Raw genomic sequence first — 26626 nt, forward strand, 5'->3', positions numbered from 1 at the left:
TCTATTAAAAAATCAGCTTTATAATTTAGTCAGTTGTTTCTATTGTATGATTACTTTTTTTTTGTTATAAAACAATCATTTGGATGTGCCTTGATTGAAGAGTAGTTTTTACGTATAATTATTCAGTTTTTATTCAAGGGGTTTTATATGCCATCACGCAGAGATTTAGCAAATGCCATTCGCGCTTTAAGCATGGATGCAGTTCAAAAGGCAAATTCAGGCCACCCGGGTGCACCAATGGGTATGGCAGATATTGCACAGGTACTTTGGAATGATCATTTGAAGTATAACCCAGCACACGCTAAGTGGGCTAATCGTGACCGTTTTGTGTTATCAAACGGACATGCCTCAATGCTGATTTATTCATTGCTACATTTATCAGGTTATGACCTTAGCATGGATGATATTAAAGAGTTTCGTCAATTACATGCCAAAACCGCAGGCCATCCTGAGTATGGTTATGCAGATGGTATTGAGACAACAACAGGCCCATTGGGCCAAGGCGTTACTAACGCGGTTGGTATGGCAATTGCCGAGCGTACGCTAGGGGCACAATTTAACAAGCCAGGTTATGATATTGTTGACCATAACACCTATGTATTTATGGGTGATGGCTGTTTAATGGAAGGCCTGTCTCATGAGTCTTGCGCTATGGCAGGTACGTTAGGGCTTGGCAAATTGGTTGCGTTTTGGGACGATAATGACATCTCTATTGATGGTCATATTTCTGATTGGATGGAAAAAGATGTAGCGGGTCGTTTTGAGTCTTATGGTTGGCATGTTGCTTGTGATGTTGATGGTCATGATGCTGATGCAATTAATGCGGCAATTATCGCTGCCAAAGCTGAAACTACCAAACCTTCACTTATTTGTACACGTACAACTATTGGTTTTGGTTCGCCTAATTTATGTGGCACGCACAATTGTCATGGTGCGCCATTGGGTGATGATGAAATTACAGCAACTCGTAAAGAGTTGGGTTGGGATTTTGCGCCATTTGAAATCCCTGCAGATATTTACGCAGGTTGGGATCATAAAGAAAAAGGTGCTACTGATGAATCAGTTTGGGATGTTAAATTTGCAGCCTATAAGGCTGAGTTTCCAGCAGATGCGGCTGAGTTTGAGCGTCGTATGTCAGGTGATTTGCCTGCTGATTTTTCAGTTGAAATGGATAAATTTATTGCTAAAACACAAGAAGAAATGCCAAATATTGCTTCCCGTCAGGCCTCTCAACGTGCGATTGAGGTCATGGGTCCTTTATTGCCAGAAATGTTTGGCGGCTCTGCTGATTTGACCGGTTCTAACCTAACTAATTGGTCAGGCACTGTTAAAGTGAATGCACAAAACGCAAACGGTAATTACCTTTCATGGGGTGTGCGTGAATTTGGCATGGCACATATGATGAATGGCATGGTGCTTCATGGTGGTTTTAAGGTTTATGGGGCAACCTTCTTTATGTTTATGGAATTTATGCATAATGCATTACGCATGTCAGCACTGATGAAAATTGGCACAATTTATGTTTATACTCATGATTCTATCGGTTTGGGTGAAGATGGTCCTACACATCAACCAGTTGAGCAGTTGGCAACCATGCGTATGATTCCTAATTTCCAGTCTTGGAGAGGGTGCGATGCCGTTGAATCAGCGGTATCTTGGAAAATGGCGATGCTTAGAGGTGATGTACCAACAGGGTTGGTCTTTTCGCGCCAAACTTTAACAGCCATGGCGCGAACTTCTGAGCAAGTGGCAAATATTGAAAAAGGCGGCTATGTCCTTAAAGATTGTGAAGGTACGGCTGATATTATCTTTATTGCAACGGGTTCTGAGGTGGGTTTGGCAATTGAAGCAGCGATGGCAATGGATGCTAAGGTGCGCGTCGTTTCAATGCCTTGTACAAATGCTTATGACGATCAAGACCAAGCTTATAAAGATTCAGTTTTAACACCAGGTGTTAAGCGTCTTGCGATTGAGGCAGGTGTTGGTGATGGATGGTATAAGTACGTAGGTCTAGATGGTGATGTGGTTTGTATGACAACCTTTGGTGAGTCTGCACCAGCGAATCAATTATTTAAAGTATTTGGCTTTACAACAGATAACGTTATTGCAAAAGCAAAAGCCGTTATTAGCTAGATAATAAATTTACAACACGACAAAAGTTGCTAATAATTTTTTTAGTGTTTAAATGAGATTTATGCCCAAACGGCATAATGTAATGAAGTAAAAAAAAGGAGTAAGAAAATGGCAATAAAAGTAGGTATTAATGGTTTTGGTCGTATTGGTCGCATGGTATTTCGTGCAATTGCAAAAGATTTTCCAGAACTAGAAATAGTCGGTATTAACGACTTATTAGATAATGATTACTTAGCATACATGCTTAAGTATGATACAGCTCACGGTCGTTTTGACGGTGATATTGTAGTCGATGGTGATAATTTTGTCATCAATTACAAAAAAATTCGCTTGTCAGCTGAACGCAATCCTGCTGATCTTGCATGGGGCGATATTGATGTAGATGTGGCGATTGATTGTACTGGTTTTTTCTTAACTGAAGAATCTTGTCAAGCACACATTGATGCAGGTGCAAAAAAAGTGGTTCAGTCAGCGCCTTCTAAAGACGGCACACCAATGTTTGTCTATGGTGTAAATCACACTGAATATGCAGGTCAAGCCATTATTTCAGCGGCGTCTTGTACCACGAATTGTCTTGCACCAATCGCTAAAGTGATTAATGATAATTGGGGCTTAAAGCGCGGTCTAATGACAACAATTCATGCATCAACAGCAACACAAAAAACGGTTGATGGTCCTTCAATGAAAGATTGGAGGGGTGGTCGTGCGGTGTTTGAGAATATCATTCCTTCATCAACGGGTGCTGCTAAAGCAGTCGGTGTTGTATTGCCAGAACTTAATGGTAAATTAACAGGCATGGCATTTCGCATTCCATCGGTTGATGTTTCAGTGGTTGATTTAACTTGTGAGTTAAATAAAAGTGTAACTTATGAGCAAATTTGTGACGTTATGAAAGAGGCCTCAGAAGGTTCAATGAAAGGTACATTGGCCTATACTGAAGACTCAGTTGTGTCAAGTGATTTCCGTGGTTTTAGTGCTTCTTCAATTTTTGACTCTGGCGCAGGTATTGCACTGGATGATACATTTGTTAAAGCTGTGTCTTGGTATGACAACGAGTATGGTTATACTTGTAATATGCTTCGTTTAGTTGAGCACATTGTTTAAACTATTAAAAATACGGTTCGTGTCATGAGCCGTGCTTTTATGCCAGATATATATATTAAAAACTCACAACTTAGTGTTAGTGAGGTAATTGAAAAATTCAAGCAGGCCGTCACAGATAATCAGTTTGGCATTTTGCATGTTTTTGATATTAAACAAACATTGGCTGATAAAGGCCAAGAATTGGCAGAGGAATGCCATATATTCGAAGTTTGTAATCCAAAAGTCGCAAAAGATATTCTTGAAAAGGATGTTAATTTAGCCATAATGTTACCGTGTCGAATTTCGGTATATACTCAGGATAATGTTACCAAAGTTGGATTGGCATTGCCCTTTAGGCAAATTGCCCAACTGTCAAATATTAATAGGCTGTTGCCATTAGTTGAGCCTGTTGAAAAAAGTCTGATTAAAATTGTTGATCAGTCTATTGCGTAAATAAGTAGGAGAATTATTATGTTAGTTATTAATCTATCAGATTTGGATTTAAGTTCAAAACGAGTGTTAATTCGTCAAGACCTTAATGTACCAATTTCTAATGGGGTTGTTACTAGTGATAAGCGTATTAAGGCTTCACTGCCAACCATTGAAATGGCAATGAAACAAGGTGCTAAAGTCATGCTAATGTCACACCGTGGTCGTCCAACTGAGGGTGAGCCAAGTGATGAATCTAGCCTGCAACCTGTTGCTGATCGTTTGAGTGAATTATTAAACACCACAGTGCGTTTAGAAAAGGACTGGTTGGATGGTGTTCAGATGAATGATGGTGAGGCGGTACTTTGTGAAAACGTACGCTTTAATGCTGGTGAAATGGCTAATGACGATAGCTTATCTAAGCGCATGGCTTTGATGTGTGATATTTTTGCGATGGACGCATTTGGTACTGCGCACCGTGCTCAGGCCTCTACTCATGGTGTTGCTAAATATGCACCCATTGCTTGTTCAGGTCCATTATTATCGGGTGAACTTGATGCGCTTGGCAAAGCATTAAATAACCCTAAGCGTCCAATGGTTGCGATTGTTGGTGGTTCTAAAGTTTCAACAAAATTGACCGTACTTGAGTCTTTATCCAAAATAGTGGATCAGCTGGTTGTAGGTGGTGGTATTGCCAATACTTTTATTGCGGCTCAAGGTTTTAATGTGGGTAAATCTTTGTGTGAACATGATTTAATTCCAACGGCTAAAAAACTAATGGAAGATTGTGAAATTCCAGTACCAACAGACGTGGTTTGTGGAAAGGAGTTTTCAGAAACTGCTGAGGCGCAGACCAAAGCATCTATTGATGTTGTTGATGATGATATGATTTTTGATATTGGACCTGAGTCTGCTAAGCAGTTAGCTGAAATTATGAAAAATGCAGGCACGATTGTGTGGAACGGCCCAGTGGGTGTGTTTGAATTTGATCAATTTTCTGGTGGTACCAAGACACTGGGTAGGGCAATTGCTGAATCTGATGCATTTTCAATTGCTGGTGGTGGTGATACTCTGGCAGCTGTTGATAAATACGGTATTGAAGACAAAATAAGCTATATTTCAACAGGTGGCGGTGCATTTTTAGAGTTTTTAGAGGGTAAAACATTGCCAGCAGTAAAAATTTTAGAACAAAGGGCTGCGGGTGTAGATTTTGCCTAGAAGAACTAAAATATTAGCCACACTTGGTCCTGCAACAGATAAAGAAGGTGTATTAGCCCGTATTCTTGCTGCAGGTGTTAATGTTGTGCGCATTAGTTTCTCACACGGTTCAGAGCAAGAACATTTAAATAGAGTGAAGGCAGTAGGCGCTTGGGCGCAAGCTAACCAGACTTATGTGGGTGTTTTGATGGATCTTCAAGGCCCTAAAATCCGCATTGCTGCTTTCAAAGATGGCATGAAAATCCAATTGAATAATGGCGACGCCTTTGCACTTGATGCTGATTTGGATGAGAATTTAGGCAATCAACATTCGGTGGGTATTGCGTATAAAAAGTTACCACAAGAGGTACAGATTGGTAATGTCTTATTGTTGGATGACGGAAAAATAGTACTAGAGGTTACTAGCATTAAAGACAATAAAATTAATACCATTGTGATACAAGGCGGTATTTTATCAGATAAAAAAGGCATTAACCTTCGTGGCGGTGGCTTGTCTGCTAATGCATTGACTGAAAAAGATAAAAAAGATATCCTAATTGCAGCAAAAGCTAAAGCAGATTATGTGGCCTTGTCATTTCCAGTTAGTGGCGATGATGTGCGTGAAACTAAGCAATTATTAAAACAAGCGGGTTGTAATGCCGGTGTAATTTCAAAAATTGAACGTGCTGAGTCTTTGATAGAGGATGTTATTTTAGATATTATCAAAGAGTCGGTAGGCATTATGGTAGCACGTGGCGATTTAGGTGTTGAAATTGGTGATGCACAATTACCTGCACAACAAAAACGCTTAATTAAGTTGGCCAGATCAAATAATCGAATTGTTATTACTGCAACACAAATGTTGGAATCAATGATTATCAGTCCAATCCCAACTCGTGCTGAGGTTTTTGATGTTGCTAATGCAGTATTAGATGGCACTGATGCAGTGATGCTTTCAGCTGAAACAGCAGTGGGTGATTTTCCTGAAAATGCTGTTAAAACTATGCACGATGTTTGTATTGAAGCTGAAAAAAACCCCATTGCTAAAATATCCCATCATCGTCTTGATGAGACCTTTACTTATATTGATGAAACCATTGCTATGAGTGCAATGTATGCTGCTAATCATATCGGTGCTAGAGTGATTGCAACCTTAACAGAAAGTGGTAAAACTGCCATATGGATGTCAAGAATTAGTTCAGGTATTCCTATTGTAGCGATGTCTGATAAAGTATCGACTTTGCAAAAAGCTACGCTTTACAGGGGGGTTCATCCTTGTTTTTTGTCAACTAGAAGAGATTGGACAGAGATAAACAAGGCGGTCATCAAGCGTTTACAAGTTGGCGATTTTGTTTATGATGGCGATTTTGTTATATTAACCAAGGGTATGTATAATAATAAGTCTGGCGGTACAAATCTGATGAAAATTTTGACAGTGGGTGATTCAGAGTATTAAAATAAGAGTAAAAACAAGTAGTCATAATTATTAAATAATAAAGCACTAAATCTTAACCATCAAGGAAGAACTTAAAAAGGAGAAAAATATGTTAATCTCATTAAGAGAACTATTAGACCACGCGGCAGCCAACAACTATGGCATGCCAGCATTCAATGTTAATAATATGGAGCAAGTCCATGCTATTATGCAGGCTGCAGATAAAACCAACAGTCCTGTTATTATGCAAGGCTCTGCTGGTGCAAGAGGCTATGCAGGCGAGCCGTTTTTACGCCATTTAATTTTAGCAGCAACTGAAATGTACCCATACATTCCAGTGGTTATGCATCAAGATCATGGCTCTGAGCCATCTGTCTGTCTGCGCTCAATTCAATCGGGTTTTTCATCAGTGATGATGGATGGCTCATTAGAAGCAGACATGAAAACACCGGCTTCATTTGAATATAATGTTAATGTGACTGCTGAAGTTGTGAAAATGGCACACGCAGGTGGCGTTTCTGTTGAAGGTGAGTTAGGTTGTTTAGGTTCACTAGAAACCGGCATGATGGGCGAAGAAGATGGCCATGGTGCTGAAGGTAAGTTAGATTTAGATATGTTGCTAACTTCAGTTGAAGAAACCGCTGATTTTGTTAAGGCAACTAATGTTGATGCATTGGCCATTGCTATTGGCACTTCGCACGGTGCTTATAAGTTTACTCAAGAGCCAACAGGTGATGTGTTGCGCATTGACAGAATTAAAGAAATTCATGCACGTATTCCAGATACGCATTTAGTGATGCACGGTTCTTCTTCAGTGCCACAAGACTGGTTAAAAATTATTAACGATTTTGGTGGTGACATGGGTCAAACTTATGGCGTTCCTGTAGAAGAGATTCAAGAAGGCATAAAACACGGTGTACGTAAAGTTAATATTGATACCGATTTACGCATGGCGTCAACAGGGGCGGTTCGCAGACACTTGGTTGAAAATACATCAAATTTTGATCCGCGTAAATTTTTAAAAGAAGCAACCAATGCAATGAGTGATATTTGTGCAGCACGTTTTGAAGCGTTTGGCTCAGCGGGCAATGCAGATAAGATCAAAGTTTCTTCATTAGACTCTATGAGTCAAAGATATCTCTCTGGTGAATTGGACGCTCAAGTGAAGTAGGCGCTTAGCAATCAAGAATCAAAAAAGGCTCGTTTTAACGGGTCTTTTCTATTTTGAGTCATGAACATGGGACAAACTAAACACTATTCAGTTATTGTCATTGGTGGCGGTCATGCTGGCACAGAGGCGGCACTTGCGAGTGCTCGTGTGGGTGTTAGTACGTTACTTATTTCTCATAATATTGAAACGCTTGGACAAATGAGTTGTAATCCTGCAATTGGAGGGATTGGCAAGGGACATTTGGTTAAGGAAATTGATGCAATGGGTGGTATTATGGCGCGTGCGATTGATAAATCTGGAATACAGTTTCGCACACTGAATGCTTCAAAAGGCCCTGCAGTGCGTGCGACTCGTGCGCAGGCTGATCGTATTTTGTATAAGGCACAAATTCGTTATGCTTTAGAAAATCAAGACAACCTCTCTTTGTTTCAACAGGCAGTTGATGATTTAATCATTGAGCATTATCAAATTAAAGGCGTAGTAACCCAGATGGGGCTTACCTTTATGGCAAATAAAGTCATTCTAACATCGGGTACTTTTTTGGGCGGTGTCATCCATATTGGGCAAAGTAATTTTCAAGGTGGTCGCGCGGGTGATGCACCATCAAACGCTTTATCAAGAAAATTGCGTTCTTACGATTTAGGTGTTAGTCGACTAAAAACGGGCACACCACCAAGACTAGATGGTAGAACGTTAGACTATTCCCTCATGCAAATACAACCAGAGGATATGCCACTGCCAACGTTTTCATTCATGGGTGTTAAAGAAGACCACCCAAGGCAAATTCCTTGCTATATCACGCATACCAACGAAAAAACCCATGACTTTATTCGCACTGGATTAAAAGACTCACCCATGTTTACTGGCAATATCAAAGGTATCGGCCCTAGATATTGCCCATCAATTGAAGACAAGGTGGTGCGTTTTGGTGAGCGTGATTCACATCAAATTTTTGTTGAACCTGAGGGGCTGACCACCAATGAGGTTTATCCAAATGGGGTATCTACATCGTTGCCTTATGAGGTGCAACTAGATTTTATTCATTCAATCAAGGGCTTTGAAAATGCACATATCATACGCCCAGGTTATGCAATTGAATATGATTTTTTTAATCCCAAGGGGTTAAAGCAAACGCTAGAAGTTAAGAAAATCTCAGGGCTGTATTTTGCTGGGCAAATTAATGGCACTACGGGCTATGAAGAAGCAGCAGTCCAAGGGTTGTTAGCAGGTGTTAATGCGGCATGTGCTACACTAGAAAAAGATGCTTGGTTACCAAAACGCGATGAATCCTATATTGGTGTTATGGTAGATGATTTAATTACCAAAGGCGCGAATGAGCCTTATCGAATGTTTACCTCGCGTGCTGAATATCGTTTATTGTTAAGAGAGGACAATGCAGATGAGCGTCTTACGCCTAAGGCTAAAGAACTTGGGTTGATTAGTGAGGCGCGTTGGCAGTCTTTTCAAGTTAAATATGAGGCTGTTGCTCAAGAAAAAAATCGTCTTAAAAATACTTGGATACAGGCGAGTGACAGCCAAATTGGTGCGGTCTTAAATCAAAGTTTAAACCATGAATATTCTTTGTTTGAATTGCTTAAACGACCTAAAGTTGATTATCAAATATTAAGCCAAATCGAATCTGGCAAGCCATTTTTAACAGATATTACTTTAATTAATTCAGTTGAAAATCAAATTAAATATGCCGGTTACATTAAGCGTCAATTAGAGGAAATTGAAAAATACCGTAAAAATGAAAATACAGTATTATCTGTAGATATAGATTATGACTCAATTAAAGCACTTTCTGCTGAGGTCAGACAGAAACTTGAACTGCACAAGCCAGAAACCATTGGCCAAGCAAGTCGAATTCAAGGCGTTACCCCTGTCTCTATTTCTATTTTATTGGTGTATTTAAAAACGCATCAGTCAAAATGAATTTTGAAGCGTTGTTAACAGAAGGTGCCAGTTTGATGAGTATTAAACTTGAAAGCGGGCAAGTCAGTAAGTTGATGAACTATCTTGAGTTGGTTATTAAGTGGAATAAGACTTACAATCTAAGTGCTATCAGAACTATGAAACAAGGCATTTACAAGCATTTGTTAGACAGTCTATCAATCATTACGCACATTAAAGATAAGCCCTTATTAGATGTCGGTTCTGGCGCGGGTCTGCCAGGCATTGTGATTAGCATTATGAAGCCCGATCTTTCAGTTACTGTGCTTGATACAGTTGGTAAAAAATGTCGTTTTATGCAATTTGTCAAAACCCAATTACAATTAGAAAACCTTAATATAATTAATCATAGAGTAGAAAACTATCAGATTGAATCTTGTTTTGGACAGATTATTTCAAGAGCCTTTTCAGAGGTTGAAAAAATATTGAAATTGACACAACATTTATTATGCGATAATGGCGAATACTTGCTGATGAAAGGAACGGGCTTTCAACAAGAGACATTGCCTCATGGTATAGATGTTCAGCCGTTATGCGTTCCAGAAGTTTTGGGCAAGCGATATTTATTAATTCTTAGGAGAGGAAAATGAAAAAAATAGGGTATTTTTTATTAGGTTTAATTATTGTTTTAACTCTTATTGTGATATTTGTATTTGACCTAATGGGTAAAAAATATGCACAACAATACGTACAAAATTTACTCAAAACGCCAGTAACCATTAGCCAATTTAGCAGCAGTTTTCTAGATAAGGATTTAAATATTGATTTTATTGAAGTGCAGAACCCGCCAAATTTCAACAATAAAAATGCCTTTTCTCTGGATTATTTTGTATTAAAAATAAGTGATGAAACTACCTCGGATTTGATTGTTATTGATGAGCTGTCTTTTGATGGCATGCATTTTGTTTTGGAGCAAAATAAGGCCAATGTGAATTTAGTTACACTGATTGACAACTTAGATAAAGATAGTAGTAATGCTACTTTATCTTCATCTGAGAAGATCCAAAGTGCTGGCAATAAAAGAATAAAGATTAATCAATTTAATGTCATTAACACCACATTAAAAATTGACACAAGGTGGCTTAAAGAAACCATCAAAGTGCCTAATATTAACCTTGAAAAATTCGGTGGTGGCAGTGGCATTGCACTTAATCAAGTGGGTCAAGAATTGATGACGGTTGTGCTTAAAAATCTAAAAGGCACTTTAGAGAAAAAAGGCATTGAATTGGGCAAGAAAGAAATTAAAGGAACCCTAATGCGTAAATTGGGGGTTGATAATATTAAAGAAAAATTTAACTTAGATAAAATTAAAGACTCGCTAGATTTTGGTGGAACGGAAGAACTACAAAACAAAGCCAAAGATTTATTTAAGCAACTTGGTTTTTAATTAATCGTGCAAATAGTTGACTCGCATTGTCATCTTGATAGGGTAGATTTATCCGCTTTTGGTGGCAGTGTTGAGCGTATGCTTGTTCATGCCAAAGAATTATCAGTAACTCAATTTTTATGTGTGTGTATTGATTTAGAGCATTTTAATGAGGTGCTTGCTTTGGCGAAAAAGCACCCACAAATTTATGCTTCAATTGGCGTGCATCCTTGTGAGTTGGAGGGTAAAGACCCAAGCGTTGAAGAGTTATTGACCCTGGTAAAACATGACAAAATTATTGCTATTGGTGAAACTGGCTTGGATTATTTTCATGTTGAAAAAGATACCGCTGACTGGCAAAGAAATCGTTTTAAGCGGCATATTAAAGCCTCAAACCAGTCAGGCAAGCCGATGATTATTCACACACGTAATGCCAAAAAAGACACTATTGCAATTATGCAAGCCGAAAAAGCTGAACGAGGTGTCATGCATTGTTTTTCTGAAGATTGGGAAACTGCCAAGGCGGCATTGGATTTAGGTTTTTATATCTCTTTTTCTGGCATTATTACCTTTAAAAACGCTCAAGATTTGCGTGAAGTGGTAAAAAAAGTACCCGGCGATAGATTGTTAGTTGAGACTGATTCGCCCTATTTAACGCCTGTACCTTGCAGAGGCAAGCCTAATTCACCAGCTTATAGCTATTATGTTGCTGAAAAGTTAGCTGAAATTCGCGGTGTAAGTATTAATGATATTGCCAGCACAACCACAAATAATTTTGAACAACTTTTTCTAGCATGAGTGTGAGTTTTCAAACCGTTGATGATTTCTCAGAAGGTCAACGCCTGGACAATTATTTACTTAAAGTACTTAAAGGTGTTCCCAAATCGCACATCTATCAAGTTATTCGCAAAGGCGAGGTGCGTGTCAATAAAGGCAGAAAAAAAGCAGACTACAAATTAAACTTAGACGATATAATTCGCATTCCACCCATTAAAGTATCTGCTAGTAAGCCTGTATATATCTCAGATAGCTTAAAAAAATTATTAACCGATGCTAAGTTGTATGAGGATAAGGGTCTGCTTATTATCACCAAGCCAAGTGGTTTGGCAGTGCATAGTGGTTCTGGGGTTGATGTTGGTGTTATTGAAGCGCTTAGGCAAATGTATAAAGAGCCCATTGAATTGGTGCACCGATTAGATTGCGCCACTTCTGGGGTACTTTTAATTGCTAAGAAGCGTAACGTGCTAAAAAACTTGCACGAGCAGCTAAGTCAACACACCGTTGAAAAACGCTATACAGCTCTGGTTAAAGGAGTTTGGTCAAAAAAGCGTCATACTGTTGATGCACCACTTTATCAAAACTCAAGATACGTCGTGATAGATGCTAAGGGTAAATATGCAGTTAGTCATTTCCAGCCACTTAAGAATTTTTCCGCTGGGAATTTTTCCGCTTCATTGGTTGAAATTAGTATTGAAACTGGACGCACTCACCAAATTCGTGCACACGCAAAGTATGCTGGACATGCACTAGCTTGTGATGACAAATATGGGGACAAAGAATTTGACAGGCAAGTTAAATTCAAAGGTTTAAAAAGATTATTTTTGCATGCGCATCAGCTTATTTTTACCAATCCATTAACCAATGATATTCAGAAAGTGAATGCACCTTTGCCAGTCGAACTGAAAAAGTTTTTAGCCAAACTATGAGTTCGCAGTCCAAGACCACTTCCTTTAGGGCGTATTTGCACCTAATGCGTTTGGACAAGCCAATTGGTATTTATTTATTATTATGGCCAACATTATGGGCGTTGTTCTTGGCGGCAGAAGGTGTACCTGATCTAAAATTGTTGTTGATCTTTGTTTTAGGCGTTACCTTAATGCGATCAGCAGGTTGTGTGATTAATGACTATGCAGACAGACACATTGATAAACTTATAGAACGCACCAAACATAGACCTATTACCTCAGGTGAAATTAATCATAAATCTGCGTTTAAATTATTTGTATTATTAATCGTGTTAGCATTTGTATTAGTGCTATTAACCAACTACTTAACAATTCAACTTGCGATGATTGCAGCACTATTAGCAATTTTGTATCCATTTACTAAGCGTTGGACTCACTTGCCACAGCTTGTACTAGGCTTGGCATTTGCCATGAGCGTGCCAATGGCTTTTTCAGCAACCCTTAACACTATGCCAGCTACTGTTTGGTATGTATTTACAGCAACGGTAATTTGGACGATGATTTATGACACGATGTATGCCATGGCTGACCGAGAAGAAGATTTAAAAATTGGAGTCAAATCAACCGCCATTTTGTTCGCTAAATTTGACCGATTAATCATCGGAATCTTGCAAATTGGATTGTTGTTAATTTTAATAAAAATATCAGACGTTTTTAATCTAACTATCATTTATGATATTTCATTAGTTCTGGTTGCGTTGTTAATGATTTATCACCAACACCTCATTAGAAATCGCAAGAAGGATGCCTGTTTTCAGGGATTTTTACATAATCATTACGTGGGCATGGTTATTTTTGCAGGCATTGTATTATCTGTTGCTTTATAAGTATTTTTGGCTTTATCTTTCTTTAATGAATTAAATAATGCTAGGCAATTCCTAAAAACTCGTGAATAGCAATTTTTGACTCTTTAAAAGCACCAATAGTTGGCTGAGTAAGCCATGCCCGATTTTCCCAATGAAAATCTGTAGGCACAGCCAATTGGGTTCATGCTCATATTTTTGCATTGATTATGAGGTTGCTTGTGAAAACCCTGTATAGCCGTAGAAATCATCTTTAAATTAGGATTGTTAATGGCCTTAAGGATACGAGTACCTTCTATGGTTCTTTTTTAGACTGTCGTTACCAATTTAGCTAGACAACGGCCAGTATCTAAAACATGGATATATTCATATTGTATTTTTGGTAAGTGTTCTCTAGTGGTATTATTAAATTATTAGCAACTGTGGTGGGACTAAAAAATAGCAACAAAAAAGACAGAGGCGCTTAGAAGCACACACCCTAGCCTTTGTATAACTAGACCGATATGAGAAGAAATATAAGCCAACAAGTGCTTTTCTTGTTCAAATACCTCGTAAAAGCTTGTTGATATCAACTTTAGAGCGTGTCTTGGCATCAACTTGTTTGACAATTACCGCACAATAAAGCGAATAAGTGCCATCTTTGCTTGGTAAATTACCAGATACAACTACTGAACCAGCAGGGATACGTCCATACGTGATTTCACTTGTTTTACGATTGAAAATTTTGGTGGATTGTCCAATATAAACACCCATTGAGATAACCGCGCCTTGTTCAACAATAACGCCTTCCACAACTTCTGATCTAGCACCAATAAAGCAGTTGTCTTCAATAATCGTTGGACTGGCCTGTAATGGCTCTAGTACACCACCGATGCCAACACCACCTGATAGATGAACATTTTTACCGATTTGTGCGCATGAGCCAACTGTCGCCCAAGTATCTACCATCGTGCCTGAGTCCACATAAGCACCAATATTGACATAACTGGGCATCAGCACTGTGTCTTTAGCAATAAAAGAGCCACGACGCGCACTTGCTGGCGGCACCACGCGAACACCTGCTGCATTAAATTCATCTACTGACATATCAGTAAATTTAGAAGGTACTTTGTCAAAGTATTGAGTAAAACCACCTTGCATAACAACATTGTCTTCTAATTTAAAAGACAGTAGGACTGCTTTTTTCAACCATTCGTTAACAACCCAATCGCCCACACCTTTTTGCTCTGCAACACGCATTTGGCCTGAATTAAGCAAATGGATGGCCCCAGCAACGGCTTGTTTGATTTCCATACTGGCTGATTGTGGGTTAATATTAGCTCTATCTTCAAAGGCTTGCTCAATAATATCTTTCATGTTAAATCCTGTCCAAAAAAATTAAACATTATATCAGCAAGCGCGTTTTGTTGATAAGTGGTGGGTTCAAATTGTTGTATTTTTTGATGCAGATCAAGAAAAAAATTATGATTAATGATATGATATGCAAGGTTAAAATATCTCTCATTAAGAGGCAAGCATGACAGATAAAAAAATCCAAGTAGAAAGCTTATATGAAGAGGGTGAGCAATGGACACAAAACTTAGGAGATAAAACCATTCATGCAAAACACATGAAGGGAAAATTTCGTAACTTCAAATGGTTGGCCATTATTGTTTGGTCGCCATTTTTTATTGGTCCATACCTTACTTGGAATGATAAACAAGCTATTTTATTTGATATAGATAAAAGACAATATCACTTATTTGATATTACTATTTTCCCGCAAGATATTTGGATGCTTACTATGGTGTTGCTATTTTTAGCGATTTTACTAGCAGCAATGACTACTGTTCTGGGTCGAGTATTTTGTGGTTATTTTTGTTTCCAAACGATTTGGACGGATATTTTCACCAAAATAGAGCAATGGATTGAGGGAACACCAGCCCAACGCCGAAAGCTAGACAAGGCACCAATGAGTTTTAATAAACTCAAACTTAAACTGGCCAAGCACTCTATTTGGATAGCAATCGCACTTCTTTCTGGCATTACTTGGATGCTGTATTTTGGGGTGACTTGGACTGATTATTTTAAGGGTGATATTACTTTTACAACGATAGCCATCACCGCCGCTATTGCACTTGGTGCTTATGTATTTGCTGGGTTTATGAGAGAGCAAACTTGCTTATGGATTTGTCCATATGCACGCATTCAAGGGGCAATGGTTGATGGTCAAAGCATTTTGCCAACTTATGACCATTATCGTGGTGAGCAACGTGGCAGACTTAAAAGAGGTGAGTTTGTTGAAGGATTTGGTGATTGTATTGATTGCCATCAATGCGTTGCTGTTTGCCCAACAGGTGTTGATATTCGCAAAGGTCAAGAGTATGGTTGTATTACTTGCGGGCTGTGCATTGATGCTTGTGACTCGGTGATGGAGAAAGTTGGCAAGCCTAAAGGCTTAATTCGTTATACCTCCTTAGCTGAGATGAAATTTAACAAACCAGTTAAGGCGCTTTATAAACGCCCAAGGCTTATTATTTATGCGTCAATATTATTAGCGGCATTATCAGTATTGACTTATGGAATTTTAAACCTTGCGCAAATGGACTTAAAAGTATTGCACGACAGACAACCATTATTTGTACAGCTTTCTGATGGCTCAATTCGCAATAAATACGAACTCAAAGTCATGAATAAGACAAATAAAGTCATGCCAATTAGCATTAGTTTTAGCAGTAAAATTAAAAATCTAAAATCTAAAAAAGCGTTCAAAACAGTGATGACGCCAAGTGGCAATGTTAAATCTATTTATGTTTATTTAACCGCCTTTGAAAGTGATGTAGGTGCCGATAACGATGTTATATTTGTGGTTAAAAGCGAACAAGTCATTTTAGAATATGAGACTTCATTTTTCACACCTAAGAGCATGTAATGAGTATTCACAAAAGTCCAATAATGATGGCCATGCTAGTGCTGTTTATCACTTTAGTGGGCGCGACTGTTTATCGAATTATTACCGCACTTGAAACTCATCCAGGGTTGGTGGTTGAAGATGCGTATTTGAGTGGCAAACGCTACGCAGAAATACTCAACCACAAGAACCAATTAGCACAGTTTGGCTGGACATTAAACCTTGTCACTCCTAAAGTTGTGGTTCATAATATTAAACAAACTTACACGGCTAATAGTGCACAGCGCGGTAAGACTCTAACAGATGCTTTGGTTATAGTATATTTTTATCGTCCTTTAGAAAAAGCATACGATTTTTCTATCAATATGGCATTTCATCAAGAAATAAATCAATATCAGGCGCAAGTAATACTCCCCTTAAAAGGGCGCTGGGATGTGGTGGTTGAAGTGGTTAAGGGGGGGGTTGTACAAAGAACTTCTAGAAAACTATTTGCTCAATAGCTATTAGTTTCTTATAGAAGCTATTACAAGGCTTAGGGTCTATATTAATGTTTGTGGTCATGATTATGGTGATGTTCATAAGTGGCCATAAGCTCATCCATTTGGTCAGCAAATAAATCATTAAATTGAGCATCTTTTAAAATGGCTTCTGGTTGCCCCATACAACAAATATGGTGGTACAAACATAAGACTTGGGTTGATTCCTTCATTACTCTATGAAGGTCGTGTGATACCATGAGCACAGCACAATTTTGTTGCTTATGAATATCCTGAATGAGTTTATATAGGTGCATTTGACCATTTACATCAAGGTTTTGGGCAGGCTCATCAAGGATTAAGACATTGGGCTTTGCAAGTAAGGCACGAGTCAGTAGTACACGCTGTATTTCACCACCAGATAAATTTTTTAATGATAAATGTAGCAATGTTTCAATGCCTGTGAGCGCAGTGGTGGTTGTTAAAGACTGGGCATCAATTTTTTGGTTGAGTTTAAGAAAATCAATCACTGAAATAGGAATAAACTCATTGGGAATAAATTTTTGTGGTGTGTAACCCAGCTTAATATACTTAGATTTTTTAATCTTGCCATCGTCAGGGGTAATAAACCCAAGCAGAATTTTAATTAACGAACTCTTTCCAGCACCATTTGGACCAATTAAGGTAATGAATTCACCTATTTTTAATTCAAAGCTAACATCATCAAGCACCTTTTTGCCATGATGACTAAGACTAACATGATTTGCACTAATGAGGACTTCTGACATGGGCTAACAATGATGAATGACTAGTTTGTATTTTATACGTACAATTTATATATCTTAGCTTATCTTATACTCGTGTTGACGTTCAAAAATTGGTAAAATTTAGTTCATGCCACATAAACTAATTTTAATGGATGGCTCGGCTTTTTTGTTCCGGGCGTATTTTTCTACATTAAAGCAAAACTTAACCAATCAAGATGGTTTTCCAACAGGTGCTATGTTTGGTGTTATCAATGCTATTAAACGCCTTCAGAAGCAGTACCCAGAGGCTAAGATAATCACCATATTTGACGCCAAAGGTGAAAATTTTAGACACGATATTTACCCGCAATACAAGGCACATAGAAAGCCAGCTTATAGCGAACTGGTGATGCAAATTGAGCCTTTGTATGAGATTATCAAAGCCATGGGGTTTCATTTTATGTGTGTGCCTGAGGTTGAAGCGGATGATGTGATTGCTACCTTGAGTTGTTGTGCAAATCAAAATAATATCAAAACCATTATTGCTAGCAGTGATAAGGACTTAATGCAATTAGTGAATGCTAATATTTCTCAATTAGATATGAAAGGCACTGTGTATGATTGCCAAGGTGTGGTTGAAAAAATGGGTGTTGCACCAGAGCAAATTTTAGATCTTTTAGCTTTAACTGGTGATAGTGCAGATAACATTCCTGGTGTGCCTAGTGTTGGTCCTAAAACAGCCATTAAATGGTTGCAAACTTATAGTGACATTGCGGGTGTTAAGGAAAATGCAACACAAATTAAGGGCAAAGTGGGCAAAAAGTTACGTGATAATTTTGATTTGTTGGATTTATCTCACCGGCTAGTTAAGCTTAAATTTGATGTTGTTTTGCCTTGTAATATTTTGGATGACGAATCAGGACAAGATGTTACTAAACTGGCTGATTTGTATCAGCAGTATGGCTTTTCGATGTGGTTAAAGCAGTTGGGCAATGTGCCTATGTTAGAGCAAGGGGATACCCAAGCTATTAGAACAGCTGAAAGTACTAGCAATACGGTTGATGTTCTTGAGGATTATTCGCAGACATTGGTACTAGATTCGGATGTATTCAATACAATAGTTCATCGGCTTAAAACCTCAAAGACATTTGTATTTGACTTAGAAACCACGTCGCTAGATTATATGAATGCCACCATTGTTGGTTGGGTATTTTTAGTTGATAAGGATAGTTTTTATGTGCCTGTTGGTCATGATTATTTAGATGCACCAAAGCAGTTGGATTTTAAGGAGGTGCTTAATCAACTAAAACCAATTTTAGAGGATACCTCTATTGGAAAAGTCGGACAAAATATAAAATATGATGCACATATCTTAGCCAATTACCAAATTGATTTGCAAGGCATTAGTGATGACACTATGGTGAAATCTTATTGCTTAAATTCAGTTGCCACAAGGCATAATATGGATGATTTGAGCGAATATTACTTGAACCATCAAACCATTCATTTTGCTGATGTGGCAGGCAAAGGAAAAAAGCAAATTACTTTTAATCAAGTAGGTTTAGAAACTGCCTTTCCTTACGCTTGTGAAGACGTGATAGTGACGGATTTGTTAAATTATGTATTGGACGGGGAAATTGCCCAATATCCTAAGTTGGTTAAGTTGTATCAAAACTTAGAATTGCCACTAATCAAGGTGCTATTGCGTATGGAGCGTAATGGTGTGGAGTTAGATGTGAATGCGCTAAGCATTCAGCAATTAGATATTGTTCAGCAAATGAAGAATATTCAGGCTCAAGCGTTTGAATTAGCGGGTGGTGTATTTAATCTTGAGTCGCCTAAACAAATCCAGCAAATTCTATTTGAGCCTGAGGGTTTAGGACTAATGCCTTTGAAAAAAACCCCAAAAGGTGCACCCTCTACTAACGAAGAAGCACTAAAACTTTTAAATCACCCATTGGTTGATTTAGTATTAAGTTATCGCACATTAACCAAGCTTAACTCCACTTATCTTGAAGCACTACCTAAGCAAATTGATTTAAATACACACAGACTTCACACCTCTTACCATCAAGCAGTAACTGCTACAGGGCGTCTTTCGTCAAGCAACCCAAATTTGCAAAATATCCCTATTCGTTCTGAACAAGGCGCACGTATTCGTGGTGCATTTGTTGCTGGCAAAGGTAACGTTATCATTGCTACTGATTACTCACAAATTGAGCTGCGAATTATGGCTCAATTATCCCAAGATAAAAGTCTATTAGACGCTTTTAATCATAATAAAGACGTGCATAGTGCAACGGCATCAACCATGTTTAATGTATCAATTGATGAAGTAACAAAAGAGCATCGTAGGCGCGCTAAAGCGATTAATTTTGGCTTGATTTATGGCATGAGCGCATTCGGATTGGCAAAACAAATTGATGTCTCTAGGGCTGAAGCAAAACAATATATTGATGCTTACTTTGATAATTATCCCGGTGTGCTCAACTACATGGGCAACACCAAAGAAAGCGCAAAAGTACAAGGCTATGTTGAAACCGTCATGGGCAGACGCCTGTATTTGCCACAAATTAATGCCAAGAATAAAACGCGACAACAACATGCGCTTAGAACCGCTATTAATGCACCTATGCAAGGCTCTTCAGCAGATATCATTAAAAGAGCCATGCTTGATATTCACACGTGGATTGGGCAAGATAATTCAGACATTAGAATGATTATGCAAGTACACGATGAATTAGTATTTGAAGTAAGCGCATCAAAGGCTGACGAATTTGCCCATAAAATACAAGACTTAATGGTAAGTGCTTATCCACTGGATATTCCTCTTAAAGTGGATGTTGGCATTGATAACTCTTGGCAAGAAGCGCATTAAATTATTATGAAAGAACAACTACAAAAAATATTAAAGCAAGCTTTAAATTCATTAGTAAATGAGGGTGTACTTGAGAGTATACCTGAGAATATTCGTATCGATCATTCTAAAGATAAAACTCAAGGAGATTTTGCCTCAAATATTGCCATGGTTTTGGCAAAGCGAGCAGGGTTGATTCCAAAAGTATTAGCACAAAGAATTGTTGATAACTTGGGTAATAACACGCAGATTGATAAAGTGCAAATTGTAGCCCCTGGGTTTATTAACTTTTTCATTTCCCAAGGTGAAAACATACAAATAATTGAGCAGATTATTAATCAAGCAGAGCACTATGGAAAAGCGGACATAGGCAAAGGTCAGCGTATATTGTTGGAGTTTGTGTCTGCCAATCCAACTGGTCCACTCCATGTAGGGCACGGTCGCGGGGCGGCATATGGGGCAACGGTTGCTAATCTTTTACGCGGGATTGGGTTTGAGGTAGATTGTGAATATTATGTGAATGATGCAGGTCGGCAGATGGATATTTTGGCGACTTCGGTTTATTTACGTTATGTTGAAACTGAGCAATTTCCAGATAACGGCTACAAAGGTGATTACATCTTCGACATTGCTAAAAAAATTAGTGGTGTAAAAAAGTTTAATATTTTTGATGGCGTTTGCAAAGATGAGAAAAACGGTGGCAACAAGGAAAAGCATATTGATGATTTAATTGCTAATTGCAAGTCTCAATTGGGGCATGATTACAAAAAAATTTTTGATTTGGCGATTAATCATATTTTGAGTGGTATTAAAATCGATTTGGCTGAGTTTGGTGTTGAATACCAGCAATGGTTTTCTGAACAGTCTTTGGTGGATAGTGGATTGAGCGAAAAAACCGTAAAAAAATTACAAGACTCAGGATACATTTATGAAAAAGAAGGTGCGCTTTGGTTTAAAACTACCGATTTTGGCGATGATTTAGACCGTGTTGTGGTGCGTGATAATGGCATGCACACTTATTTTGCCTCTGATATTGCCTATCATCTTGAAAAGTTTGAATGGGGCTATGACAAAATTATTAACATTTGGGGTGCTGACCACCATGGCTATATCGCAAGAGTTAAGGCGTCGATTAAGGCACTTGGTCACAATCCTGACAAATTGGAAATCTTACTGGTGCAGTTTGTTAACCTAATCAGAAAGGGTGAAAAAGTTTCTATGTCCACTCGTAGCGGCTCGTTTATTACTTTAGAAAAATTGTGCAAGGAAGTTAGCAATGATGCAGCACGTTTTTTCTATATTTTTCGTAAGTCTGAGCAACATATGGATTTTGACTTGGATTTAGCCAAATCCAAGAGTAATGAAAATCCTGTGTTTTACATCCAATACGCTCACGTTCGAATTTGTTCCGTGCTGGGCAAAGCGCAGGGAAGTCAAATGCCAGATTTGGCATTGCTTAATAATGAATACGAGCAAACACTCATTAAGCAACTTAGTCGTTATGCCGACACAGTTAAAAACGCCGCCATCAATTATGAGCCACATGTTTTAGCCTATTATTTGCGTGATTTGGCTGGCGATTTCCACAGTTATTACAACAACAGCGAGTTTTTGATTGAGGATAAAATTCTGCAAGCTTCTCGCTTGAAACTTGTCATTGCCACAAAGCAAATACTTCGTAATGGATTGGGTTTATTGGGTATGTCTGCACCTGATAAAATGTAAATTATGGATAATTTATCGCACATTAAAATCAAAGGCTTTAAGTCTATTAAAGAGCTAGATCTAGAAATGAAATCAATTAATGTTTTGATTGGTGCGAATGCCTCTGGCAAGAGCAATTTCATTTCTGTTTTTAGACTGTTAAATGTTCTTTATCAGAGAAAATTACAAACTTATTTTGCTAAAAATGGAAGAGCAGAGGAGGGGATTCTTGCATTTTGGCAGTAGCACAACTGATGAAATATCAATATCTTTAACGCTAAAGCGAAATAAGTATTTCGCAAGATTTATTAAAGATAATGAAAATGATATATTAATTATTAATAGTGATTTCGCAGGTTTTTATTCGCAAATAAGTGAAATTGATTACAATCCATCTATAAGTTATAACTCTTCTGAAAGTGATATTAAAAATAGTATAAAACCAATAGTTGTTAAATCTAGAGACTACCTAAAACAATGTAAGTTATATCATTTTCATGACACATCAGAAAAGGCAAAATTTAAGTCACCACAGGATATTGATAATAATGATTTCTTATGGAGTGATGCAGGTAATTTGGCGCCGTTCTTATTAGGGTTAAAAAAAGACTTCAATGACGATTATCAAAATATTGTCCAAGCAGTGCAAACAGTTGCACCTTATTTCCATGATTTTGATTTAAAAAAAGACAATAAAGATGTTTTATTAAGGTGGCAACATAAAAACGATCTAGAGGGCGCTGGATTTTCTGCAAACAATTTATCTGATGGTACCGCAAAATTTATTTGTATGGTGACTCTGTTTTTACAGCCTAAGGATATGCATCCTAAAACCATTGTGTTAGATGAACCAGAAATTGGACTACATCTGGATGCACTGACTGTATTATCTGAAATTATCAAAGCCGTAGTAAATGATGGCTCACAAGTCATTATTTCCACTCAACCTGTTACGCTTGCTAATTGCTTTGAACCTGATGATTTTATTGTTGTAGATTATGAAAACGATGAGTTTAAATTTGAAAGATTTGGTAAAGATAAACAAGAGGCGTTAAAAGAGTGGTTTGAGAATTATCAGATGGGTACAACTTGGGAAGAAAATTTACTCGGCGGGTATGCCAAAATGACAAGACTTCTCATTCCTGTTGAGGGTAAGTCAGAAAGAAAATTTGTCGACCAAATACTGAAGCTATATTTATCAGATTTTAACGTTTACGCTTACAATCCTCAGGGCATGAAAAGCAATATTAGTGTTGATAGAGTCAGTGAAAAGTTAAATAGTCTTATACATAATTGTGATTTCGTAACAACCCTGTATGAATTTAACGATTTAGAGGGAGTTAATAATTCTAAAGAAATATCATCCCAGCGTATTGGAAAGAATGCAAAGTACATCAAAATTCAGAATGCGCTAAAAATACGAGAAGAATGCCAAGGTTTTAACGCTTGACTAACGCAATTAGAAAGTCTGAATGAATGACCAAGTCCAACGCCAACAAGCTTTAGATATTAGCCGGTCTTTTATCGTTCAAGCGCCTGCGGGCTCGGGCAAAACGGAGCTATTGACTCAGCGTTATTTGAAATTGTTATCAGTTAGTGCTTCACCTGAGAGTGTAATTGTAATGACCTTTACTAAAAAAGCAGTAAGTGAGTTGACTACTCGAGTGATTGGGTCTTTAAAATCGGCTCAAGGCAATCGACCAAACGAGCCACATAAGCAAATTACTTACGATTTGGCTAAAGTATTAGGAAAATCTAAGGCATTTGATTGGCAATTACTAAACACGCCTGAACGGCTTAAAATTTCAACGATTGATGGTTTGTCAAGTTTAATTACCAGTCGTTATCCAAGTAAGAATCAATTAGTGCCCAAGCAAATCATAGCTCAAAACTGGGCAAGAAATGATATTTATCTTCAAGCTGCCAAGCAGACGTTATTGGCAATTGATGAGTCTGAATATCAAAATAGTATTGAGTCGGTGCTTCTATATTTGGATAATAATGTTAATAAGTTTTATCGGTTGATTACAGATATGCTAGCTAAGCGTGATCAGTGGCTTTTGAAATTGTACCAACATGGTGTACTTAATATTGAAACCTTGCAGTTGAGTTCTGAAAGGGTTATCACTCAACATTTATTGTTGTTAAAAAATGAGGCAGACTGTTATTTTGATGCTACTTTTTTTGAACTGTTAAAAGATAATACTAAGCCAGAGCTTATGAAAATTCAAAGTGTGCCAGATGCCACTATTGAATCGCTAGAGACTTGGAGAGACTTGTGTCAGCTGTGTTTAACCACTCAGGGTAAGTGGCGTACATCATTGAATAAAAATAACGGTTTTCCCACAGAGTTAAAAACGCAAAAACAATCCATTATTAAAATTTTTCAAGATTTGTCTAGCCAACAGCAATTAAAGGAATTATTAGCAGGGGTTAAACAATTGCCTGATGTTGATTTTTCAACCAATCAAATTAATGCCCTTCAAGACATTGCACAAGTATTAAAGTTAGCTGTTACTCAATTAAATATTTTGTTTGATGTTCATCAAACGCATGATTTTATCCAAGTTGCCTTGGATGCAGAGCAAGCGTTTGATGAACATCAAGTCAGTAATATTGCACTATTTTTAGATAATAAAGTCCAGCATATTTTAATTGATGAGTTTCAAGATACGTCAGCCACCCAGTTTGCTTTATTGGAAAAATTGCTTGCTAGTTGGCAAATAGGTGATGGTAAAACACTGTTTTTAGTGGGTGATCCCATGCAATCTATTTACTTGTTTAGGCAATCTCAGGTGGGTTTGTTTTTGCAGGTACGGGCACGAGGCATTGCTAATATTAAACCTGAATTTTTACAACTGAGTACTAATTTTCGTTCCTCTAAATCTGTGGTTGAGGGTAATAATAAAATATTTTCAAAGATATTTCCTCAACATGAAGATGCTTATAAAGGCGCGATTAAGTATGAATATTCACAGGCTAATTCCGTTGATGAAGATGAAAATGCCATTAACTTTTATCCATTTGCGCATAAACGTTATGATTTTGAGGCACAAAAAGTGCTTGAAATTATTCAAAATAATCCAACAAAAGAGATTGTTATTTTGGTGAGAAACCGTGCGCATTTAGGTGATATTGTGCCCGTTTTGAAGTGTGCTAATATTGAATTTGAAGCATTAAAAACAGCCCCATTGAGGGAAGATTTATTTACTCGTGATTTACTTAGTTTGACTCGAGCACTTAAACATTTAGGTGATAAACTTGCTTGGTTGGCCATTTTAAGAGCGCCTTGGTGTGGCTTGTTGTTAGAAGATTTACTTGTATTGTCACAACAAGACGGGCGTGTTATTTTTGATTTAATTCAGGATAAGCAAACTTTACAAAATTTAAGCAAAGATGGACAATCACGCATGCGAAATTTTGTCCATACTGTACGTGATATTATTAATCAGAAATCTAGGTTTAGTTTCACGAGGGTGCTTGAATTTGCCATTAATCAGTTAGCACCTCAGAGTTCCTTATCCGTTAAGCAGTCTATGATTAAAACCCAATTCTTGCAAATTATTTATGATTGTGAGTCTGCACAACAGCTTGATATTGGAACCATTAATCAAATGTTAGATGAGTTGTATACACCCAGTGTAAATTCACGAATTAAGCTAATGACCATCCATGAAGCTAAAGGTTTGGAGTTTGAGTTGGTTGTTATTCTTGGGTTGGGTAGAGCGCCACAAAATAATAAACCGTCCATCATTCACTTGCAAGAGTTTAGCAATCGGTCGTTATTATTAGCCCCGATAAGGCCTTATACGCAACTAGATGACAGCCGTACTTATACCTATTTAAAGCATATTGAATCACAGCAAAATAAGTTTGAAACGATGCGTTTATTGTACGTGGCAATGACACGTGCTAAGCATGAAATCTATTTATTAGGAACGTTAAACCAGAGCAATCAAGCTAGTAGCAATACTTTTTTAAAACTATTAGCACCTATATTTCAGCATCAATTTGACAAGCTTACACTATCAACTATTGAGGATAATCAGCCACCCATTCGAGCACCAGAGTTGGTTCGTTATGTTAAGCCTTTAGAATATGATAATTTTCTTGATGAGAGTATGGAGGAAATGGATTTTCAGTTGAGTGTTGATTTACAATATAAAAGCCTGCTTGGCACTCTGTTGCATCAATATTATGAAGACGGATTGTTCTCGCCAGACAGACAAAGTATAAGTGTAAGATTGGTGGAATGCGGTGTTGGCAATACGGATATTGACAGTTATATCGATTTTATTGTCAACATGCTTAATTTAACGAAACAAGACAAACACTTTTCTTGGCTATTCAAACAAAGAACATCAACCCAAGTTGAGGCAGAGTTTATAAGTGACAAGCGTAGCGTTATTATTGATCGATTATTTATTGATGAAGATATTTTGTGGATTATTGATTTTAAAACCACAAGACAAGCGAATGATGAATCAATAGCACAATTTATACAAAGGCAAAAAGCCAAACACACTCAACAATTATTATCCTATAAAGTGGCTTTATCAGCGTGTTATTCAATGGAAATAAAGTGTGTTCTATATTATCCAGCAGTACAAGAATTGATTGAAATTGGCTAAATATTTG

General features: G+C 37.6%; 21 protein-coding genes. 19 read left to right on the forward strand and 2 right to left on the reverse strand.

Annotation, left to right across the window (positions count from 1 at the left end):
• Positions 1–147 precede the first annotated feature (147 nt).
• From tkt to ubiA, 12 genes are all read left to right on the forward strand, one after another.
• Positions 148–2133: a transketolase gene (gene tkt / locus HUE58_RS06060; protein WP_174606089.1), complete on the forward strand. Its 1986-nt coding sequence runs from the start codon at positions 148–150 to the stop codon at positions 2131–2133.
• Between the two features lie 108 nt (positions 2134–2241).
• Positions 2242–3237: a type I glyceraldehyde-3-phosphate dehydrogenase gene (gene gap, locus HUE58_RS06065; protein WP_174606090.1), complete on the forward strand. Its 996-nt coding sequence runs from the start codon at positions 2242–2244 to the stop codon at positions 3235–3237.
• 39 nt (positions 3238–3276) lie between these two features.
• Positions 3277–3669 (forward strand): DUF302 domain-containing protein, encoded by a 393-nt coding sequence (locus tag HUE58_RS06070; RefSeq protein WP_174606091.1) that lies wholly within the window; start codon positions 3277–3279, stop codon positions 3667–3669.
• A gap of 18 nt (positions 3670–3687) precedes the next feature.
• A complete protein-coding gene (locus tag HUE58_RS06075) occupies positions 3688–4863 on the forward strand; it encodes a phosphoglycerate kinase (RefSeq protein ID WP_174606092.1) in 1176 nt (391 codons plus the stop codon).
• On the forward strand, positions 4856–6298 hold the full coding sequence (pyk, locus tag HUE58_RS06080) for a pyruvate kinase (protein ID WP_174606093.1): 1443 nt from the start codon (positions 4856–4858) through the stop codon (positions 6296–6298). The genes HUE58_RS06075 and pyk overlap by 8 nt, the downstream gene beginning before the upstream one ends.
• Positions 6299–6386: 88 nt before the next feature.
• Positions 6387–7448 carry a class II fructose-bisphosphate aldolase gene (gene fba / locus HUE58_RS06085; protein WP_174606094.1) on the forward strand — a complete coding sequence of 354 codons (1062 nt, stop codon included), beginning with the start codon at positions 6387–6389 and terminating at the stop codon, positions 7446–7448.
• Between the two features lie 66 nt (positions 7449–7514).
• Positions 7515–9383 carry a tRNA uridine-5-carboxymethylaminomethyl(34) synthesis enzyme MnmG gene (mnmG, locus tag HUE58_RS06090; RefSeq protein WP_174606095.1) on the forward strand — a complete coding sequence of 623 codons (1869 nt, stop codon included), beginning with the start codon at positions 7515–7517 and terminating at the stop codon, positions 9381–9383.
• Positions 9380–9991 (forward strand): 16S rRNA (guanine(527)-N(7))-methyltransferase RsmG, encoded by a 612-nt coding sequence (gene rsmG / locus HUE58_RS06095; RefSeq protein WP_174606096.1) that lies wholly within the window; start codon positions 9380–9382, stop codon positions 9989–9991. The genes mnmG and rsmG overlap by 4 nt, the downstream gene beginning before the upstream one ends.
• Complete coding sequence (locus HUE58_RS06100) at positions 9988–10788, forward strand: AsmA family protein (protein WP_174606097.1); 801 nt, start codon at positions 9988–9990, stop codon at positions 10786–10788. Before rsmG ends, HUE58_RS06100 begins: the two co-directional genes overlap by 4 nt.
• Positions 10789–10794: 6 nt before the next feature.
• Entirely contained in the window at positions 10795–11565 is a 771-nt protein-coding gene (locus HUE58_RS06105) for a TatD family hydrolase (RefSeq protein WP_174606098.1), read from the forward strand.
• A complete protein-coding gene (locus HUE58_RS06110) occupies positions 11562–12473 on the forward strand; it encodes an RluA family pseudouridine synthase (RefSeq protein WP_174606099.1) in 912 nt (303 codons plus the stop codon). The genes HUE58_RS06105 and HUE58_RS06110 overlap by 4 nt, the downstream gene beginning before the upstream one ends.
• Positions 12470–13339 (forward strand): 4-hydroxybenzoate octaprenyltransferase, encoded by an 870-nt coding sequence (gene ubiA / locus HUE58_RS06115; protein ID WP_174606100.1) that lies wholly within the window; start codon positions 12470–12472, stop codon positions 13337–13339. Before HUE58_RS06110 ends, ubiA begins: the two co-directional genes overlap by 4 nt.
• Positions 13340–13855: 516 nt before the next feature.
• Here ubiA and dapD read toward each other — a convergent pair.
• Positions 13856–14671, reverse strand: coding sequence for a 2,3,4,5-tetrahydropyridine-2,6-dicarboxylate N-succinyltransferase (dapD, locus tag HUE58_RS06120; RefSeq protein ID WP_174606101.1), 816 nt, complete (start codon positions 14669–14671; stop codon positions 13856–13858).
• A gap of 160 nt (positions 14672–14831) precedes the next feature.
• Here dapD and ccoG point away from each other — a divergent pair, with 160 nt between their 5' ends.
• Positions 14832–16226, forward strand: a complete 1395-nt coding sequence (ccoG, locus tag HUE58_RS06125; RefSeq protein WP_174606102.1) for a cytochrome c oxidase accessory protein CcoG — start codon at positions 14832–14834, stop codon at positions 16224–16226.
• Entirely contained in the window at positions 16226–16705 is a 480-nt protein-coding gene (locus HUE58_RS06130; RefSeq protein WP_174606103.1) for a FixH family protein, read from the forward strand. Before ccoG ends, HUE58_RS06130 begins: the two co-directional genes overlap by 1 nt.
• Before the next feature lie 44 nt (positions 16706–16749).
• Here the strand turns inward: HUE58_RS06130 and HUE58_RS06135 are convergent, their stop codons facing one another.
• Positions 16750–17469, reverse strand: a complete 720-nt coding sequence (locus tag HUE58_RS06135) for an ATP-binding cassette domain-containing protein (RefSeq protein ID WP_174606104.1) — start codon at positions 17467–17469, stop codon at positions 16750–16752.
• A 106-nt stretch (positions 17470–17575) separates the two neighbouring features.
• Here HUE58_RS06135 and polA point away from each other — a divergent pair, with 106 nt between their 5' ends.
• From polA to HUE58_RS06155, 5 genes are read left to right on the forward strand one after another with little or no spacing between them, the layout of a single operon-like run.
• Positions 17576–20305, forward strand: coding sequence for a DNA polymerase I (gene polA, locus HUE58_RS06140; RefSeq protein WP_174606105.1), 2730 nt, complete (start codon positions 17576–17578; stop codon positions 20303–20305).
• Positions 20306–20311: 6 nt separating this feature from the next.
• On the forward strand, positions 20312–22009 hold the full coding sequence (gene argS / locus HUE58_RS06145) for an arginine--tRNA ligase (RefSeq protein ID WP_174606106.1): 1698 nt from the start codon (positions 20312–20314) through the stop codon (positions 22007–22009).
• A gap of 3 nt (positions 22010–22012) precedes the next feature.
• A complete protein-coding gene (locus tag HUE58_RS06975; protein WP_246260790.1) occupies positions 22013–22234 on the forward strand; it encodes an AAA family ATPase in 222 nt (73 codons plus the stop codon).
• Positions 22194–23438: an AAA family ATPase gene (locus HUE58_RS06150; protein WP_246260791.1), complete on the forward strand. Its 1245-nt coding sequence runs from the start codon at positions 22194–22196 to the stop codon at positions 23436–23438. The genes HUE58_RS06975 and HUE58_RS06150 overlap by 41 nt, the downstream gene beginning before the upstream one ends.
• A gap of 22 nt (positions 23439–23460) precedes the next feature.
• The gene (locus tag HUE58_RS06155) at positions 23461–26619 is read left to right on the forward strand and encodes a UvrD-helicase domain-containing protein (protein ID WP_174606107.1); all 3159 of its coding nucleotides are present in this window, start codon (positions 23461–23463) and stop codon (positions 26617–26619) included.
• Positions 26620–26626 lie beyond the last annotated feature (7 nt).

Source organism: Candidatus Ruthia endofausta (assembly GCF_013342985.1).
Lineage (GTDB): Bacteria > Pseudomonadota > Gammaproteobacteria > PS1 > Pseudothioglobaceae > Ruthia > Ruthia endofausta.